Here is an 18,156-nt window from a genome sequence, read left to right as displayed (position 1 = left end):
CTTCTCCAAAACAATTCCGCCTTCTCCGTTGAAGCTGATCGTATAAATAAATCACAGTTTCGTCATCGTTCGAAACGTTACTGCCCCGCAGCATATCGATCTGCGGGGCAGCTCATGACGATTGCCGTCAATCCCTATTTGACACTGATATACCGCTGATAGGCTTCCTTGCGGATTTGTACCAGCCGCTCCAGTCCCATATCGTTCAGCTTTTTAACGTACGCGTCCCATTCCGCATCGATATTGCCTTCGGATATCCACTTCGCGCGGGTCGTGCCGACATAACCATCGATATCCGTTGTCAGCGTAGGCAGCTCCTGGAATTCTTCGGCGCTGTACATGACGTTCGGGAACGGCGTCGTTACGTAATCGCTGCCCAGCTTGTCGATGACCAGCTTCAAGCCGTCGCCCGTGGTCTCATCCAGAATGATGTTTTTCTCGAAGCTCGGGCTTACGTACTTCGGTCCAAAATCCCTTACGGATTGCTCCCAATACCAGGCATCCGCACTCGTTCCCTCCGGCGGACTCATCAGCGTAAACGTTCCGTCGTCGTTCTTCTGAATCACCGTGCCGATGGCTCCCCAGAAATTTTGGATGCTCGCTTCATTGGTATAGAACTGGTCCGCCCAACGAGCCGAAATTTCCGGGTACTTGTTCGACGTGGTAATGAGGAATTCGTTTCTGCGGAGGCTCATGCCCTGCGGCTCGCCGCCCTGATACCTGTTCCCGTCAGGTCCGGCGATGGACGGAATTGCAATATATTGATCCTTCCACTTCCCGAACACCGCGTCCGGCACCCATTGGTTTGAGAAGCCGATCAGCGCCGCATCCGGGTTCTGATGCTTCGCCGTGGACATGGTGCTGTCCTGCGTAAAGATCTCTTGGTCTATGAGGCCCTCGGCGTACAGCTTATGCGCCCACTTGATCGCTTCTTTATAATTCTCCGTCACCGGGTAGAACACGGGCTCGTTATCGATGACCATCATGCTGTTTCCGTTGATGTCCGTGATGCCGAACGGGTTCAACAGATCGATGCTGATATTCCCCGATCCGCTGACCGGAATTTCGTCGGCCTTGCCGTTGCCGTTCGAATCTCCTTCTTTGAACGCTTTGAATACCTCGTACAGCTCATCTGTGTTGTCCGGAATATCAAGGCCGAGCTGATCCAGCCATGTTTTGTTGATAATCGGCTGGATCGATGCTTTCGGCCTTGACGGCAGCCGCGCAGGCAAAGAGTAGATTTTACCATCCGGGAATGTGCTCATCTTCTTCATTTCGGGTGTTTCTTCCAATGCCGCTTTCAGGTTTGGCATGTATTGATCGATATAGTCGTCGAGCGGGCGGAAATAAGACAGGTTGTTCACGATGTCGGAATCGCTGAATACGATATCGCCGAAAATAATATCCGGCAGCGTACCGCTCGCCAGCATGATGGACTTTTGTTCGCCCCAATCATTGGAGGACATGATTTGCCAATTGATTTTGACATTCGTCTCCTTCTCCAAATCCTTAAGCCACTGGTTCTGAAGGAACGTATCCCCCATGTTGCCCCAGCGAACGGTCAGCACGTCCAGCGTTATCGGCTCATTGACAATCGGCAGACCTTCTTTGTTAAACGCGGCTTCGGCATCCGTCTTGGCGTCCTCCTTCTTGCCGCCGCTGCAGCCCGCCAGGCTCAACAGCAGGATTGCGGCCAGCATGATGACGCCAGCCAGTTTGAAGCGATGTCTCCGCTTTGCATGGTTTGTTCCCATTCAACCATTCCCCCAATTATTATTTTTAATAGATCCATCCGGCTTTACGACTTCACGGCTCCGATCATCACCCCCTGATTGAAATACTTCTGTACAAACGGGTAGATGCACATGATCGGCACCGTTGCGACGATAATGACTGCATAACGCATAATATTGGCGAGTCGCAGCGCAATGGCCGCGGCTTCTCCGGTACCCATGGCGGACTGCATCTGGTTGGTGACCAGAATATTTCGCAGGATGAGCTGCAGCGGGTACAGATTCGTATCTTTTAAATAGATCAGGGCATTGAAATAGGAGTTCCAATGACCCACGGCCGTCCACAAGGCAATGACCGAGATGACCGCTTTCGAAAGCGGAATCACGATGGTCACGAAATATCTCAGATTTCCGCAGCCATCAAGCTGGGCCGCCTCCCATAAATCCTCCGGAATGCTGCTCTGGAAAAAAGTCCGTGCCACAATGATGTTAAAGGCAGCTACCGAAAACGGCAGCACCATAACAAGAAACGTATCGTACAGCTGAAAATCGCGGATCGTCATAAAAGTCGGAATCAAACCGCCATTAAAAAACATCGTAAAAATAAAGAGCAGCGATATATACTTGCGGCCTACGAGGTCTTTTCGCGAGAGCGCGTAGGCAGCGGAAATGTTAACCACCAAGCCGATGGCGGTACCTACAATCGTATACACAATCGTATTTCGGTACCCAATCCATATATTAGAGTGCTTCAGCAATTCTTGATAGCCTGCCAGCGTAAAGTCCTTGGGCCACAGCCATACCTGCCCATTCGCAACCGCGGCCGGCTCGCTGAACGAAGCAATGATGATGAAGTACAGCGGGTAAATCAACACGATCAGCATCAAGACAGCGAATACATACAGGCCGATCTCCAGCACCCTGTCGGAAGATCGCGTATTCCTCCGCCTTGGCGCTGTCTTCTCTCTTATTTCCACAACGCCCATAGAACCCTTCCTCTCTTGTGTTACCACAAACTGTTTTCGCTGTATTTTTTCGAAATCTGGTTAACCAGAATCAACAAAACAAAATTAATGATTGTATTAAACAGACTGATCGCCGACGAGAAGCTGTATTGGCTGCTCAGCATCCCGATTTTGTACACATAGGTGGAGATGACCTCGCTGGAGGTAATATTGAGACTGTTTTGCATAAGGTAAACCTTCTCGAAGCCAACGCCAAGCAAGCTGCCGACCCGCAATATAAGCAGGGTTACGACCGTAGGCATCAGCATCGGGATATCGATAAACCGGATTTTCTGCCACCGGCTTGCCCCGTCCATCGTAGCCGCTTCGTACAAGCTGGGGCTCACGGCGGATAACGCCGCGATATAGATAATGCTGTCCCAGCCCGTATGCTGCCACACATCCGACCACACGTACACGCTGCTGAACAAGCCGGCCGATCCCATCAGATTCGGCGCTTCAGCACCAAAGAGCCGGAAAATATTCCCGATCAATCCCGAGCCTGGAGAGAACAGAATCAGCATGAGTCCCACCATCACGACCGTGGATATAAAATGCGGCATATAGGTTACCGTCTGGAAGAAACGCTTGAACCCATTCTGGCGCATTTGATTAACCATCAGGGCAAGCATGATCGGAATCGGGAACGTCGCAACGCTGTATAAGCTGATTACAAGCGTGTTGGTGATCGTGGTCGAGAATTGATAAGAGTTAAAAAATTTCTCGAAATACTTTAGACCCGCCCATGGACTATCCATAATGCCGAGAGCGGGACTGTAGTCCTTGAATGCGATGAGGATGCCGTACATCGGTACGTAAGAAAACAACAGAACCAGCACAACCGCAGGCAGCAGCAGCAAATACAGGCCCCAGTTCTTTTGGATCCGCCCGAGGGTTGGGTGGGTGGTTCTATTCAGTTGGCCTGCTTTCAAATCGATTCCCCTTTCTGTTCGCGTCGTCAATGAATCCGGCATGTCGCGTAAGCAATTTCATTATACTTCCGCCCAGAATCGTTATTTGGACTTCATCATGCGCTATTCGGACCTTCGTCTTATCCCCCTTCAAGGAATCCTCGAGTCCCTATGGGAAGCATGCCATTATCCGGACTTTACGATGTGGTATCCGGACTTTATGATAAATGCCCGAGCCTTCACTCCTGCTTTTTTCGCGATTTCCATTTATAATGTTTTTACCACTATAAAAACGCTTTCACGTGGAGGCGGACTGAAAGGAACCACGGCATCCGTATGGTTAAAGCACTGAATAACAAGCCTTATCCCATCCGTCACTATGTGAAAATCATGCTCTTTATCTCGATCTTTGCCCTTGTAGTGGATCTGGTGATCAGCTTCGCCTCCATCTTCATCGTAAAGCAGCAATCCACCCGATATTTGCAGGATACGGCGAATCTGTACATCCGGCAGATCAATCATGACTTCTCCTACATCAACCACTATATGGGCTGGACACTCGCGAATGATGAGAGCGTTGAGATGTTGGATACCCCCGGCACCGATTACGTGGATTATATTAAATCGAACGAAAGAGTGCATAAACAGTTTAACGAGCTTCAGAAAAACTACGGCCAGGAATACAACTTCTTCTTCTATTTAAAGGAACAGGACTTCTTCCAGAACTATGGACCTATGTCCCTGTCATATACAGAGTTCCTGGAACTTAAGGAACAGATCGTATCCCTCACGGATTCCAAAAACGTATACGAAACGTTCTACTCCAACTGGAACCCGATCCTTGTTGAGGACACCCATTACATCATCAACATCGTTCCTTACCACAACCGGTATCTGATCTGCCTCATCTCCGCCGACGATCTGATCCGGCCGCTCCAGCAGCTGGATTTGGGCGAGGACGGTTACGTCTCTCTGGTGAATGCTCAGGGGGCAGCCCTTACGAGCCCGGGTACAGACACGATGGATGCCAACAGACTTCAAGGAGCCAAGGCATCCCTGCTGAGCCTGTCCCAGCCGCGGACTACGGTCACGGAGGGATTCTCGAACGCCTCCTTCAACGTGCAGCTGGTGATCCAATTCGGCATATTTGAAACGATCATGATCGCCCAGCTTCTCATTATGCTGCTATTTGTTGTACTGACGTGCACGCTCAGCGTGGTTATGCTGTATTTCAAGAAGAAGGTGTTAAAGCCGATTCAGAATTTCTCTGAAAATGTAAGGCGCATTCATGAGGACAGCGAGAACCTGGATTTCATGAGCAGCGAGATCATCGAGCTTGAGCAGGTCAACTCCCAATTCAAACATCTGATCGAACAGATCAAGAAGTTTAAAATCGATATTTACGAGCAGCAGCTGGATAAGCAGAGAATACAGCTGGATTATATGAAGCTGCAGATTAACCCCCATTTTTTCCTGAACTGCTTGACGAACATCTACAGCATGGCACAAATGCAGATGTTTAAAGAAATCGAATATATGTCGCTGTCCACATCCAAATACTTTCGTTACATCTTTCAAAGCGGAGATAATGTCGTACGGCTGGAAGATGAAATCGAGCATGTCCGCATTTACCTGGAGATTCAGAAGCACCGCTACCGTGATGCCTTTTCATATCATATTGATTTTGAAGAGGAGCTTACCGGTCTCACCATTCCGCCCCTCGTGTTACAGACCTTTATCGAAAACGCGGTAAAATACGCTGTTTCCCGGGATCAAGAGCTGCAAATTCGATTGGCCGTGAGCCTGCGAATGGAAGGGGAGAAACCTTCTATGGTCATCCGGATATCCGATACTGGACCCGGGTTTCCCGCAGAAGTATTGGAAACATTGGCCGCGGGCAAACCGCTTGATCAAAGCGAAGGAAAACACATCGGAATCATGAACACCCTTCAGCGGCTGGAGCTGCTCTATCATCGCCGGGCGAATGTGGAATTTTCAAACCCGGAGGAAGGCGGCGCTTGCGTCACATTAACGATTCCACAGCCCATCCAGGAACGGAGAGGAGTAATTCAATGAACATATTGCTAGTGGATGATGATTATTTTGTCGTGGCCGCGCTGGAGAAGAAAATCGATTGGAAGGCACTTTCGATCGAACAGGTCTATACCGCTTACAGCGTTGCGCAGGCAAGGGATATTTTGCAGCAGCATTCGGTCCAGATCCTCATCTGCGATATCGAAATGCCGCAAGGCAGCGGGCTCGAGCTTCTCGCCTGGATTCGCGAGGAACAATACAGCATTCAGACGATATTTCTGACGAATTACGCTGATTTCAATTATGCGCAGAAAGCCATTGAGCTGCAAAGCTTTGACTATTTTCTGAAGCCGATCGAATTCGATAAGCTCAGCCTCATCATTTCCAAAGCCGCCTATAAAGCAAAGGAACAGCAAAGCGATCAGGAAGCGATCCAGGACGGACAGCTGTGGAAAAAAAATCAAAAAAAGCTTCAGGAGCATTTTTGGAGCAAGCTGATCAAAGAAAGGAAAGCTTCTTCGGACCGGGCCGCCATCGCAGGATATATCGCGGAGCAGAATTTGTCCTATAAGATGTCGGATCTATTTCTTCCTGTGCTCATCACCATTTTTCCGTATGATCAAAGTTTGGGTAAAGAAGACAAGGATCTGTTTGACTATGCGTTTTTCAACGTGCTGTCCGAATTATTCCAGGACCCGCTCTTCACGGTTGAAGCCGCTATGGAATATAAGGATTACAATTGGATGGTCATGCTGAAATGGAATCATCCTCCTGATTCCCGCGTCATGGAAAACATCTGCACGTCGTTCATTGAAAAAGCCAATCAATTCCTTCGGAGCGATGCTTCATGCAGCGTATCGATTTCGGTGGCGTTGGAGGAAATCAACAAGTCCGTTCGGATTCTGCTGCAAATGAATGAGGATATGATCAAGAAACGGAATCAGATTATTTTTCTGGAACACCATTCCCTGCAAGAAGTCGCGTACACCCCTCCCCCGCTGCAGGACTGGGAAGCGCTTCTCAGCGGGAACGATCCGACTGGATTTCTGGTTGAAACCCGCAAATACTTGCAAAACCTAGCCAGGAATGGCATCTACAACGCCTCGGTGCTGCGTTTATTCCGCTTGGATATCGTGCAGTTGGTCTATTCCTATCTGAAGGGGAAAGAAATCCAGGCACATAAGCTGTATACCGGCAAAACCAATGACCAGTTGTTCCTGCAATCACTGAACTCGATTGAAGATATGGAGAAATATACGGAGTATCTCGTCAGCACGGCAGCAGAATATCATGCCTACACCGACCATTCGCATACCGTGGTGGAGGAGATTAAGCATTATATTCATTGCCATTACGGGGATGAGCTGACGCGTACGAGCCTGGCTGAACTCGTCTACCTCAACCCGGATTATTTGGCCCGCGTGTTCAAGAAGGAAACGGGCGTGTCTTTGGGTACATACATCATTCAGTCCCGCATCAAGGCGGCCAAGCATCTGCTGGAGACGACACCATTGTCGGTGTACCAGATTGCGGCTAGGGTGGGATACGCCAACTATTCCTATTTCTCCAAGCTGTTCAAGCAGGATACGGGCTGGTCGCCCAGCGATTACAGGCGGGTGCTGCAAGCCGGGACCAGCGGAAAGATCGATCATGCGAAATAACATTACACTTTCGACTTAGGCATTGAGCATGAGCTGTCCGCAACCACATCTTGAAAATAAAAAGTACCGCAGCCTCAAGCTTCATCTGCTTGGCACCGCGGTACTTTTTCTATAATAAGAATGAGAGCTAATCGATATAGATTACGCAGGGTAAATATCGAAATCCTTCAGCGTTTCTCCCGTCCGAGCCGATTCAAATACGGCTTCGATCAGGTTCAGAACGCGCAGCACTTCCTCGTTCTTCACAATCGGCTCAGCCTCGCCTTGAATCACGGCCGCAAAGTTATCGAAGAAGCTGCTGGATTGACGGTATGGATCCGGCAGAGCTCCCGTAATGGTAGCTTCTTCTGAAGGAGGCGCCATCGTTTTGGTCAAGCCTACTCCGGCTTGAATTGGCTTCGGCTCCACTTTCACGGCATCCTGGTTCCGGGTAACCACTCTCCCGTTTAACGACCAATCCTCAATAATGCCGGTCCCCTCGGTTCCTTTGACGTACCAGCGAGGCAGCGTTATGAAATTGGTCGTTCCCACTTCAATCAGAACGGATACGCCGTTCTCGAATTCAATGACCGATTCAAAGCCGTCATCCACCTCATCACCGAGAATAAAGCTTAAGCGGCTGCTCAGGCTCGTAATCCGGCTGTCCACCATGAACAGGACCTGGTCAAGAAGATGCACGCCCCAGTCCAGCAGCATGCCGCCGCCATGCGCTTCCAGATGGCGCCAGTCGCCCGGAATGCCGTTCGCCCCGTGTACCCTGGATTCGATACGGAACAAATCGCCAATCGTCTTTTCGTTGTACATTTGCTTAATCGTCAGGAAATCCTCGTCCCAGCGGCGGTTCTGGTGAACCATCAGCACCCGGCCGGCAGCATCGGCCGCAGACACCATCTCTTTGAAGTCACTGACGGACAATGTTACCGGCTTCTCGCAGATGACATGCTTGCCGGCATTAAACGCCTGCAGCGCCAGTTCCTTGTGCACGTCATTAGGCGTAGCAATGAGCACCACGTCAACCGCAGCATCGTTTAGAACCTGCTCGTAACTCTCATAGGCAGGATACCCGTCCTGCTGGGATACTTCCCGGCGATCTTTCAAAATATCGAAGGTTCCCGTAACCTCGAGATATGCATTGTCCTTAATCAGCTTGGCGTGGTAGCTGCCCATTCCGCCATAACCCACGATCACGATCGCATGTTTTCTTTTCTCCATCGTCATAGTTACATAGCTCCTTTATCACATCTAAGCAGTAAACGCATACACATCCATTATAATATCATATGCGAAATAACTGTCCTCTTTTAACGATATTGTATTCCCGCCGTTATCGCAAGGCTGTGAGTTACTTCGCAGCCCGGAAGAAATCAGCAAATTATGTCCCGAAAAAAAGCGTTACCCTGCTTCTATCGCAAAAGGTAACGCTTCTTGATCTTGCTGGATTACTCCTTCACTACCAATTTCAGCGGCGCGGCGATATTCTTCTCCACCTCTTTGCCTTGCAGCACGTCTTTCGCTGCACCGACGGCAAGCTGACCGATCAGCTCCGGCTGCTGGGCTACGGTAGCCGTCAGGTTGCCGGCTTCGATGGACTTCAGTGCATCGTCGTTTCCGTCAAAGCCGATGACCATGATGTCTTTGCCCGAGCTTTGGATCGCTTCGATTGCGCCCAGGGCCATTTCGTCATTGTGGGCAAAAATCGCTTTGGCGTCCGGATTTCCTTGAAGCAGATTTTCCGTGACGGTGAGACCCTTCGTCCGGTCAAAATCCGCTGCCTGCTTCGCAACCACGTTCAGCTGCTCATCTGCGATATCATGGAAGCCCTTGCCGCGTTCGCGGGTCGCGGAAGCACCCGGAACGCCTTCGAGCTCGATGACCTTCGTATCTTTGCCCAGCTGATCCACCATGTACTCGGCTGCCATCTGACCGCCCTTGACGTTATCAGAGGCAACCAGCGCAGCAACCTCGCCTTGATCTGCGGAACGGTCGAGTGTAATGACCGGAATGCCCAAGCTGTTTGCCGTTTGCACTACGGTTGAAATTGCGGACGAGTCCGTCGGGTTAATCAGCAGTGCATTGACGCCCTGTTGAATCAGGTCGTCGACGTCGTTGCTCTGCTTGGCCGAGTCATTCTGTGCGTCTACGACAACGACCTCCATTCCTTGCTTGGTCGCTTCGGCGACGACGCCATCCTTCAGGGATACAAAGAACGGGTTATTCAAAGTCGAGATGGAAAGACCGATTTTGATGTCTTTGACATCGCCGCTAGCCTTGGGCTTTGCCCATTCCGGCGGCTCCAGAGAACAGCCTGTTATGAAGATCAGCATAAGCGATACGAGCAGCAAAGTTGTTTTTTTCATCGTTCATTCTCCCCCTTAAGCCGATTTTCTACGGTCGAGCAGTACGGCAATCGCAATCACGACGCCTTTGACAACCATCTGATAGAAAGAGTTCACACCGAGCAGGTTGAGCCCGTTGTTCAGTATGCCTATGATCAGCACACCGATTAACGTACCGACAATCCGGCCGCGACCGCCGGTCAGGCTCGTACCGCCGAGAACAACGGCTGCGATGGCATCCAATTCATAGGACGTACCCGCTGTCGGCTGTGCCGAATTCAAACGGGAGGTCAGAATTGCGCCCGCCAGCGCGGACAGCATCCCTGCCAGGGAGTAGATCATAATCTTGACGCGCGGTACTTTAATACCGGATACAAGCGATGCTTTTTCGTTACCGCCGATGGCATACGTTTTGCGGCCAAACGACGTTTTATGCAGGATGACCCATAGCACCGCAAACGTGATGATCATCGTGATGGCCGGCACCGGAATGCCCAGCAGGTATCCGCGGCCGAACAATTGAAATACAAGGCTGTCGCCGAGACCCGTAATCGGGTTACCGTTCGTATAAACGAGCGTAAGGCCTCGGAATATCGTCATGGTAGCCAGGGTGGCGATAAACGGCGCCATTTTCCCCTTGGTAATCATGAGACCATTGATCATCCCCATGACACCGCCAAGCGCAACGCCGATGATAATCGATAGGATCGGGTCAAACCCGGCCACCATCATATTGGCGACAAATGCGCTGGACAGCGCGAGAATCGAACCGACCGACAGGTCAATGCCGCCTGTCAGGATTACAAACGTCATACCGAATGCAATCAATGCATTAATCGATACCTGACGCAGCAGGTTCAGAATGTTAAGCGGTTCCAAGAAGCTTGGATTCAGGACGGATACGATAACGATAAGAATGATCAGTCCGAGCAGCGGACCGAGCTTTTGCGTCAAACCTGAGACCTTAAACCCTTTTTCCGCCTTGGCATCGTTAATAGTTGTCATATTACTGACCTCCTGTAGCTAGAGTCATGATGTGTTCCTGCGTGGCTTGTTCGCGATCCAATTCACCGGAAATTCTGCCTTCGTGAACAACGAGAATCCGGTCGCTCATTCCGAGCACCTCCGGCAGCTCCGACGACACCATCAGAATCGCCACGCCGCGTTCGGTCAGCTCATTCATCAACTGATAAATTTCCCGCTTTGCACCAACGTCTACGCCGCGTGTCGGCTCATCCAGGATGAGCACGCTCGGCCCAATGCCGATCCACTTAGCAATAACGACCTTCTGTTGGTTACCACCAGACAGATTGCGTGCCAGCGTCTCGGATGTATGCGTCTTGATCTGCAGCCGCTTCGTCAACGTATCCACGAACTCCTGTTCCTTCTTCCCGGAGATGAACCCTCTGGAAGAGAAGCTGAACAGATTGGGCAGCGCCATATTTTCGCGGACCGAGAAATCCAGGACCAACCCTTCATCCTTGCGGTCCTCTGTGATAAATCCAATGCCGTGTTTCACGGCATCATCCGGCTTCTTGATCGCAACTTTCTTTCCGCGTACCCAGATTTCGCCGCTATCCAGCGGGTCCAATCCGAAGATCGCTCTCATCATCTCGGTGCGCCCAGCCCCCATGATACGCCAACGATTTCGCCAGCACGTACCGAGAAGCTCACATTCTCGAACCGGCCTTTGCTGCTAATATTCTTCACTTCCAGCACAGGCTCGCCCGGAGAGGGATGGCGTGCCGGATATCGCTCGGTCAGCTCCCGGCCGACCATCTTTTTGACGACTTCATCAAAGTCCGTGTCCGGAATAGCTTTGGTATCGACGGATTTACCATCCCGCATGACCGTAATCCGGTCGCAGATCGTAAAGATCTCCTCCATCCGGTGGGAGATGTAGACGATGGATACGCCTTGTTTTTTCAATGAACGAATGACGTCAAACAGCTTCTCGATTTCCCTTTCGGTCAGCGCCGCCGTCGGCTCGTCCATAATGATGACTTTTGCTTGAGTCATGAGCGCCTTGGCGATCTCAATCATCTGCTGCTGGCCGACGGAGCATTCCCCCGCCTCCTGCGTAAGTGGTATCGTCACCGCCAGTTTGCCGAACTGTTCCTTCGCAAGCGCCTTCATTTGCTTCATGTTGAGGAAACCCAGGCCGGATGTCATCTCCTTGCCGATAAACAAGTTATCCAGAACCGTCATCTCCGGCCAGATGTTAAGTTCTTGATGGATGAAAGCAACGCCTCTCTCTTCCGCTTCCTTCGGATTAGCAAAATAAGTTTCCTTGCCGTCGATGACAATCTTGCCCTCATCCCGGCTGTGAAGACCGGTTAATATATTCATCAACGTCGATTTACCCGCGCCGTTCTCTCCCATCAGGGCGTGAACCTCTCCTTCCCGGAGATCAAAGTCCACGCCTGCCAGCACCCGGTTCGTGCCAAAGGATTTATGGATATTCGTCATCTCAATGTTCATGGTGCTTCCTCCTTTTTAACCGAAATGAACACCGGCCTGCAAAATACAGTTCGCATAGGGCTTGGCTTCTCCTGTACGGATAACCGCCTTGGCGTTTTGCGTCCGTGCTTTGAACAACTCGTGCGAGCAAGCCTCGATCTCGCAATCCTGAAAGTTCTCCTGTATATAGTGCAGTGTTTCCTTATTATCAAGCTTCATTTCTTCAGCAATCACGATTTTTTCAATCACCATATCGTCGGCGATCGCCTCCACCACCTCGGTAAAGCTTGGCGTCCCCAGCGTGAGGGCCAGGTCGATCTTCGGAACGCCTGGGGGAATCGGAAGGCCGACGTCTCCAACTACGATGGTATCGGTGTGCCCCAGATCTGCCAGCACTTTCGCAATGTGACTGTTCAACATGCCGTTCTTCTTCATGTTCAAAGACTCCCTTCCACTTCAAGGCGCGATGGCATTCCGCCCTGCGCTCCGAACTTCATGACCGACAGGGAAGCTGCGCGGTTCGCAAATCTCAGGCTGTCGGCTATGCTCATGCCTTCGGACAGAGCCACGGCGAAAGCGCCGTTGAATGTATCGCCGGCTCCCGTCGTATCCACGGCTTCAACCTTGTAGCCGGGAACGACAACCTCTTGCAGGCCGTCGAAATAACGAACTCCCCTCTTGCCTTCCGTCACAATCAGTTTGTTCGGATAACGGCGCAGCACGTCGCCTAATGGCTCATCCCCGAACAAGATAGCCGCTTCATGTTCGTTCGGCGTAATATAAGCCGCCCTTTCAATAACGCTGCTTGGTACCGGGCGGGCAGGAGCCGGGTTCAGCATCAACGGCACCTGATATTTTGCGCATAGCTCACTGACATGGATCACCGTTTCCTCCGGAATCTCCTGCTGTATCAAGACGATATCCGCAGCCTGGATAACCTCCGCTGCCTGATCAACATATTCCGGAGTAATCCGGTCGTTGGCAGCTTTAACCACCACGATGCTGTTGTCTCCCTCTGCCAAAATGATGTGCGCGGTTCCGCTTTCCATACCTGTAACCGGTTCCACATAGTCTGTCATAACGCCATTTGACTTCAGATTGCTCAAAATCATTTCGCCGAAGGAATCTTCACCAACACAGCCAATCATGTTCACTTCTGCACCCAGACGAGCTGCCGCGACGGCCTGATTGGCCCCCTTCCCTCCGGGTACCGTCTTAAAGCTGTCGCCAAGCACCGTCTCTCCCGCGCCGGGGCGCTTGGTGGAGGTGACCACCAAGTCCATCGACGCACTTCCGATTACCACGATTTTCGCCATTATGATTCCACCTTTCTCGTTGTCTGCCGCTCTATAAATTCTACCGAGAATTCGATGCTGCTTCTCTCTATGTGCTGCCCTTCAATAAGTCCGATAAGCAATCTGGCCGCTTCCCGGCCCATTTCATATGCCGGCTGATGAATCGTAGACAGGGGCGGTGCCAGCAGCCGGCTGAGCAGAATATCGTCAAACCCTATAATTTGTACGTCTTCCGGCACCCTTTTCCCCAGCCGAAACGCTTCCTTGACTACGGCGGATGCCATAATATCATTACTGGCGATTACGCCGTCCGTGTCCGGATACTCGATGAACACTTGCTGGGCGAATTTTTCCGCTTCGATTAAAGAAAACGATGTCGTCTTCAGCACTTGATACACTGCCGCCTGTTCTTCCAGAACCTCGACGGCTCCTTCAAAACGCTCCTGAGCAGGACGGACATCCGCCGGGCCCTGAATCACGGTTACAGCTTTACTGCCTCGCCTAATGATCTCCTGCGCCGCAATTCTTCCGCCCTGCCGGCCATCCGCATAGACGGAAGGACGATCCGATGAGGTGCGATCCAGAAATACTACCGGAATCTTGAGCCCTGTATACAAGTCGGCATCCGGATTATTGGTCGATGTTATGACACCAACCACATTATTTTGGACAAAGGTTTGGATATATTCCATTTCCTTCTTCTTGCTCTCGTCGCTGTTCCCAAATATCAGCCGATAATCATTCTCCTGCATCTCATCTTCAACTCCGCGGGCTAGCTGCGGGAAATAAGGGTTCATAATATCCGGAAGCAAAAGTCCAATTAATTTCGATTTTCTTTTATATAAAGAACGCGCTACTTCATTCGGCGTATAATTCAGCTCGCGAATGCTTTGTTCTACCTTGGACCTGGTGTCCTCATGCACGTAACCGTTTCCATTTAAAACCCGTGAAACCGTGGCCACGGACACGCCGGCCCGATTTGCCACATCCTTGATCGTTGCCATTCCCGTCATCACCTCATTCATGTGTAACCGGTTACAGATATAACATATCACATCTTTTTTTAACCTGCAAGCTTTTTGAGGATTGGAATATTTATGTACCGTCGCTGGCCTGCGCAACTTCAGCATCTAACATATCCAGCAATAAATTACGGTATTCTTACAAAACCCATTACTGGATTTTACATCCGGCTCCTATACTCAATACCTGTAAGGCCAAGCAGGAAAGTGAGGTAAACATGATGATGGAAAAAGAATTTACGCTTCCTTCTCCGGGTCACTCTCTGACGCCGCCGGTCAGCGAAGCTGAACCTTCAACAGCGGCGAAAACGATCTCCATCAAGAAATCTAAACGCAGGGAAATCATACTCGCCTATGCATGTCTGGCACCTTCGCTGCTCATATTCGGCCTGTTCTTATTCTACCCGCTGCTCAAGTCGGTTTATCTTAGCCTGTTCCTGACCGATCCGCAAGGCCGGGTAGCGGAATTCGTAGGAGTCGACAACTTCAGGGAAATATTGGCCTCCGACATGTTCTATACAAGCTTTGGCAATACGCTGCTGTTCATCGCGCTGACGGTTCCGACCGGCATGGCGGCTGCGCTTCTTCTGGCTGCCCTGACGCACAACAAACTCAAGGGCATGAAAATATTCCGCTTTATCTTCTCGCTTCCGATGGCCGTGTCCGTCGGTACCGGCTCGATGATCTGGATGATTCTATACCACCCGACCTTAGGCATACTGAATTATTTCCTGTCGCTGCTCGGCACGCAGCCCATCCAATGGCTGACCGATCCGAAATGGGCCATGATCTCCGTCGCGCTTATGACGGTCTGGATGAATCTTGGATTCAACTATATCCTGATGCTGAGCGGCATGCAGGGCGTGTCCGAAGATATCTACGACAGCACCAAGATTGACGGCTCCGGTCCGCTAAGAACGTTCTTCCGGATTACGATGCCGCTGATCTCCCCTACGTTATTCTTCACGTCCGTCGTCTCGGTGATCGGTGCCTTCCAAGCATTCGGTCAAATCAACATCCTCACCAAGGGCGGTCCGATGAACAGCACCAACGTCATGGTATTCAACATCTATCAGGATGCCTTCGTCAATTTCCGTTTCGGGATCGGCAGCGCGCAGGCACTTATCCTGTTTGCCATCATTCTGCTGCTGACCGTCTTTCAATTTAAATTCGTCGAGAAGAAGGTGCATTACCAATGAACATGCGTCTCATGCCCAAAAGCTTCATCTACATCGCGCTGCTTCTCGGTTCGTTGGGCGTTCTTTTCCCGCTCCTGTACACCTTGTCGACATCGCTGATGAGCGAGGCCGAATCGGCCGTCTATCCGCCGCCTTTGCTTCCCGAAGCCGTCAATCTGTCCAACTTCGCCAAGGTGATCGATACGATCCCTGTCCTTACCTTTATCGGAAACAGCCTGGTGGTCTCCATTGCCATCATGCTCGGGCAGATCGTGACCGCAAGTCTGGCGGCATACGCTTTCGCCTTCCTGCGATTCCCGGGAAAAACGCTGCTGTTCAGCCTCTTTCTCGCCACGATGATGATCCCGTGGGAGGTAATCATGATTCCGAATTACTTGACGGTCAAAAGCCTGAACTGGCTGGACACCTATCAAGGGCTCATCATTCCATTTCTGGCCACGGCCTTCGGGACCTTTCTGCTCAGACAGACCTTCCTGCAGCTGCCAAAGGAGCTGTTTGAAGCGGCCCGCGTGGATGGCTGCGGTCATGTCCGCATTTTCCTGAGCATGGTGCTGCCGTTATCCATCCCCGGAATCGCCACGCTGGGCGTGTACTCGTTCCTGAACCATTGGAACATGTACCTGTGGCCGCTCCTGACAACGAACCGTGTCGAGATGCGAACCGTCCAGATCGGGATCGGGATGCTGCAGTTCGAAGAGATGAATTCATGGAATCTGATTCTGTCCGGCGTACTCCTTCTGCTGCTGCCTTCCCTGCTGCTGCTTGCACTCGGTTTGAAGCCGCTAGTCCGCGGCATTACGGCAGGTGCGTTGAAGGGCTAACTGGCCCATATGCCAGAGCTTTAATGGATCAGCCTTGCGTGCCGGTTATCGGTAAGAAACGGGCCGCGCAATTTCTGATAGATCTAAACCATACTATATTTTCAAAAGGGAGAGATTAACCGATCATGAAACGTTTTGGTAAAAGGTCCTTCGCGCTGCTCCTGCTTTCCTGCTTCATGCTGCTCAGCGCCGCTTGCAGCAATACGCCAGCCGCTGGAGAAACGACCGTTGCCGCCGGCAGCGAGCCAGCCAAAGAGCCCGTTAAGGTCGTATGGTGGCATTCCATGAGCGGTGAGCTCGGGACCGTCGCGGACAAGCTGATCTCCGATTTTAATGCCGCCCACAAGGACATTCAGGTTGAGGGCGTGTTCCAAGGAACGTACGATGAAAGCTTGAACAAGCTGAAGGCCTCCTTGGGATCGAACAGCGGCCCGACCATGATTCAGGTGTACGAGATCGGCAGTCGTTTCATGATGGATACCAAGGCAATCCGTCCGGTCCAGGACTTCATGGATGCTGATGCATACGACATTTCCTCCTTGGAACCGAACATCAAAAATTATTATACATTCGACAACAAATTGTACTCGATGCCATTTAACTCCTCCAACCCGATCCTTTACTACAACAAAGATGCCTTTAAAGCGGCGGGACTGGATCCGGAAAATCCTCCAAAAACCTACGAAGAGGTAGCGGAAGCGGCCAAGGCGCTAACGAAAGACGGCCAAACCGGGGCATCCTTTGCGATCTACGGCTGGTTCATGGAGCAATTCCTCGCGAACCAAGGTGTTGAACTGCTGAACAACGGCAACGGACGCACGTCCCCGGCAACCGCTTCGCAAGTCAACCACGCCGCTGCCGTGAAGACGCTGGAATGGTGGAAGCAAATGCTGGACGATAAGGTCCTGCTGAACCTGGGACGTAAAACGGACGATACCAAAAAAGCATTTGCAGCCGGCCAAATCGCCATGACGCTGGACTCGACGGCTTCCCTTCGCGGGATCGTCAGCGCAGCGGAAGGCAAATTCGAAGTCGGTACGGCGTTCCTCCCTAAACCGGCTGACGGCGGTGACGGGGGCGTGATTATCGGCGGTGCAAGCCTGTGGCTGATGAACAACAAATCGGAAGAAGAGCAGCAGGCTGCCTGGGAATTCATGAAGTATTTGGCCGAGCCGCAAACGCAAGCTTACTGGCATGTCAACACGGGTTACTTCCCGGTCACGACCAAAGCTTACGAAGAGACCCTCGTAAAAGAAAACCTGGAGAAATATCCGCAATTCCAGACGGCCGTTGATCAATTGCATCAAACGACGGCCAATCTGGCAACGCAGGGGGCTGTCATGGGCGTATTCCCTGAAGCCCGCCAGCTGACGGAAACGGCCATCGAGGAAGTGCTGAATGGTCAAAAAACGGCCCAGGAAGCACTGGACAAAGCCGCTCAGGAAATTAGCTCCAAGATCGAGACTTATAATAAGACGGTAAAATAAACGTTCGAGCATGCCGCATAGGCATGCGCTGAATCATAAATCGAATTGCACCTATTTCACACCCTTCATGCTGTATCATGGGGCCTTCTGCGGTCATTCCATGAATCATGCATCAAGGGTGTTTTTCTCTTTGATCCAAAACCTTCCATATTGATCAGCTTGTATAGGGGTTTGCCCAAGTCACTCAGCCGGC

General features: G+C 51.2%; 14 protein-coding genes and 1 pseudogene. 5 read left to right on the top strand and 10 right to left on the bottom strand.

The window, feature by feature from the left end:
• Positions 1-134 precede the first annotated feature (134 nt).
• Genes AC0VZ8_RS10385 through AC0VZ8_RS10375 form a run of 3 tightly spaced genes read right to left on the bottom strand, consistent with a single transcriptional unit; the run spans position 135 to position 3,669 of the window.
• The gene (locus AC0VZ8_RS10385) at positions 135-1,754 is read right to left on the bottom strand and encodes an extracellular solute-binding protein (protein WP_475486785.1); all 1,620 of its coding nucleotides are present in this window, start codon (positions 1,752-1,754) and stop codon (positions 135-137) included.
• A gap of 44 nt (positions 1,755-1,798) precedes the next feature.
• Positions 1,799-2,719, bottom strand: a complete 921-nt coding sequence (locus AC0VZ8_RS10380; RefSeq protein ID WP_071223762.1) for a carbohydrate ABC transporter permease — start codon at positions 2,717-2,719, stop codon at positions 1,799-1,801.
• Between the two features lie 20 nt (positions 2,720-2,739).
• Complete coding sequence (locus AC0VZ8_RS10375) at positions 2,740-3,669, bottom strand: ABC transporter permease (protein ID WP_071223760.1); 930 nt, start codon at positions 3,667-3,669, stop codon at positions 2,740-2,742.
• Positions 3,670-3,984: 315 nt separating this feature from the next.
• On the opposite strand from AC0VZ8_RS10375, the gene AC0VZ8_RS10370 reads away from it, so the two are divergent.
• Positions 3,985-5,724: a sensor histidine kinase gene (locus tag AC0VZ8_RS10370; RefSeq protein ID WP_475486784.1), complete on the top strand. Its 1,740-nt coding sequence runs from the start codon at positions 3,985-3,987 to the stop codon at positions 5,722-5,724.
• Positions 5,721-7,343, top strand: coding sequence for a response regulator (locus AC0VZ8_RS10365; protein ID WP_475486783.1), 1,623 nt, complete (start codon positions 5,721-5,723; stop codon positions 7,341-7,343). The genes AC0VZ8_RS10370 and AC0VZ8_RS10365 overlap by 4 nt, the downstream gene beginning before the upstream one ends.
• A gap of 141 nt (positions 7,344-7,484) precedes the next feature.
• Here the strand turns inward: AC0VZ8_RS10365 and AC0VZ8_RS10360 are convergent, their stop codons facing one another.
• The 7 genes and pseudogenes from AC0VZ8_RS10360 to AC0VZ8_RS10330 all read right to left on the bottom strand — a co-directional run bounded on the left by AC0VZ8_RS10360 (position 7,485) and on the right by AC0VZ8_RS10330 (position 14,438).
• The gene (locus AC0VZ8_RS10360) at positions 7,485-8,561 is read right to left on the bottom strand and encodes a Gfo/Idh/MocA family protein (protein WP_475486782.1); all 1,077 of its coding nucleotides are present in this window, start codon (positions 8,559-8,561) and stop codon (positions 7,485-7,487) included.
• A gap of 221 nt (positions 8,562-8,782) precedes the next feature.
• Positions 8,783-9,700, bottom strand: coding sequence for a ribose ABC transporter substrate-binding protein RbsB (rbsB, locus tag AC0VZ8_RS10355; RefSeq protein ID WP_475486781.1), 918 nt, complete (start codon positions 9,698-9,700; stop codon positions 8,783-8,785).
• A gap of 15 nt (positions 9,701-9,715) precedes the next feature.
• Positions 9,716-10,684: a ribose ABC transporter permease RbsC gene (rbsC, locus tag AC0VZ8_RS10350; RefSeq protein ID WP_009592570.1), complete on the bottom strand. Its 969-nt coding sequence runs from the start codon at positions 10,682-10,684 to the stop codon at positions 9,716-9,718.
• Position 10,685: 1 nt separating this feature from the next.
• Positions 10,686-12,160, bottom strand: a pseudogene (locus AC0VZ8_RS10345) (sugar ABC transporter ATP-binding protein).
• A 15-nt stretch (positions 12,161-12,175) separates the two neighbouring features.
• Complete coding sequence (rbsD, locus tag AC0VZ8_RS10340) at positions 12,176-12,574, bottom strand: D-ribose pyranase (protein ID WP_194541795.1); 399 nt, start codon at positions 12,572-12,574, stop codon at positions 12,176-12,178.
• 2 nt (positions 12,575-12,576) lie between these two features.
• Positions 12,577-13,455, bottom strand: coding sequence for a ribokinase (rbsK, locus tag AC0VZ8_RS10335; protein WP_475486780.1), 879 nt, complete (start codon positions 13,453-13,455; stop codon positions 12,577-12,579).
• Positions 13,455-14,438, bottom strand: a complete 984-nt coding sequence (locus tag AC0VZ8_RS10330) for a LacI family DNA-binding transcriptional regulator (protein ID WP_071223746.1) — start codon at positions 14,436-14,438, stop codon at positions 13,455-13,457. Before AC0VZ8_RS10330 ends, rbsK begins: the two co-directional genes overlap by 1 nt.
• A gap of 236 nt (positions 14,439-14,674) precedes the next feature.
• Between AC0VZ8_RS10330 and AC0VZ8_RS10325 the strand changes: the two genes are divergently transcribed.
• The 3 genes from AC0VZ8_RS10325 (at position 14,675) to AC0VZ8_RS10315 (ending at position 17,963) form a co-directional block, all read left to right on the top strand.
• Positions 14,675-15,655, top strand: coding sequence for a carbohydrate ABC transporter permease (locus tag AC0VZ8_RS10325; RefSeq protein WP_475486779.1), 981 nt, complete (start codon positions 14,675-14,677; stop codon positions 15,653-15,655).
• Positions 15,652-16,476 carry a carbohydrate ABC transporter permease gene (locus AC0VZ8_RS10320; protein WP_475486778.1) on the top strand — a complete coding sequence of 275 codons (825 nt, stop codon included), beginning with the start codon at positions 15,652-15,654 and terminating at the stop codon, positions 16,474-16,476. The genes AC0VZ8_RS10325 and AC0VZ8_RS10320 overlap by 4 nt, the downstream gene beginning before the upstream one ends.
• Before the next feature lie 125 nt (positions 16,477-16,601).
• Positions 16,602-17,963 carry an ABC transporter substrate-binding protein gene (locus tag AC0VZ8_RS10315; RefSeq protein ID WP_475486777.1) on the top strand — a complete coding sequence of 454 codons (1,362 nt, stop codon included), beginning with the start codon at positions 16,602-16,604 and terminating at the stop codon, positions 17,961-17,963.
• Positions 17,964-18,156: the final 193 nt, after the last annotated feature.

The organism is Paenibacillus sp. QJM3NY_38, assembly GCF_056173265.1.
Note: the sequence above shows the minus strand (reverse complement) of the source record. Positions and strands in the feature narration are given on the sequence as shown.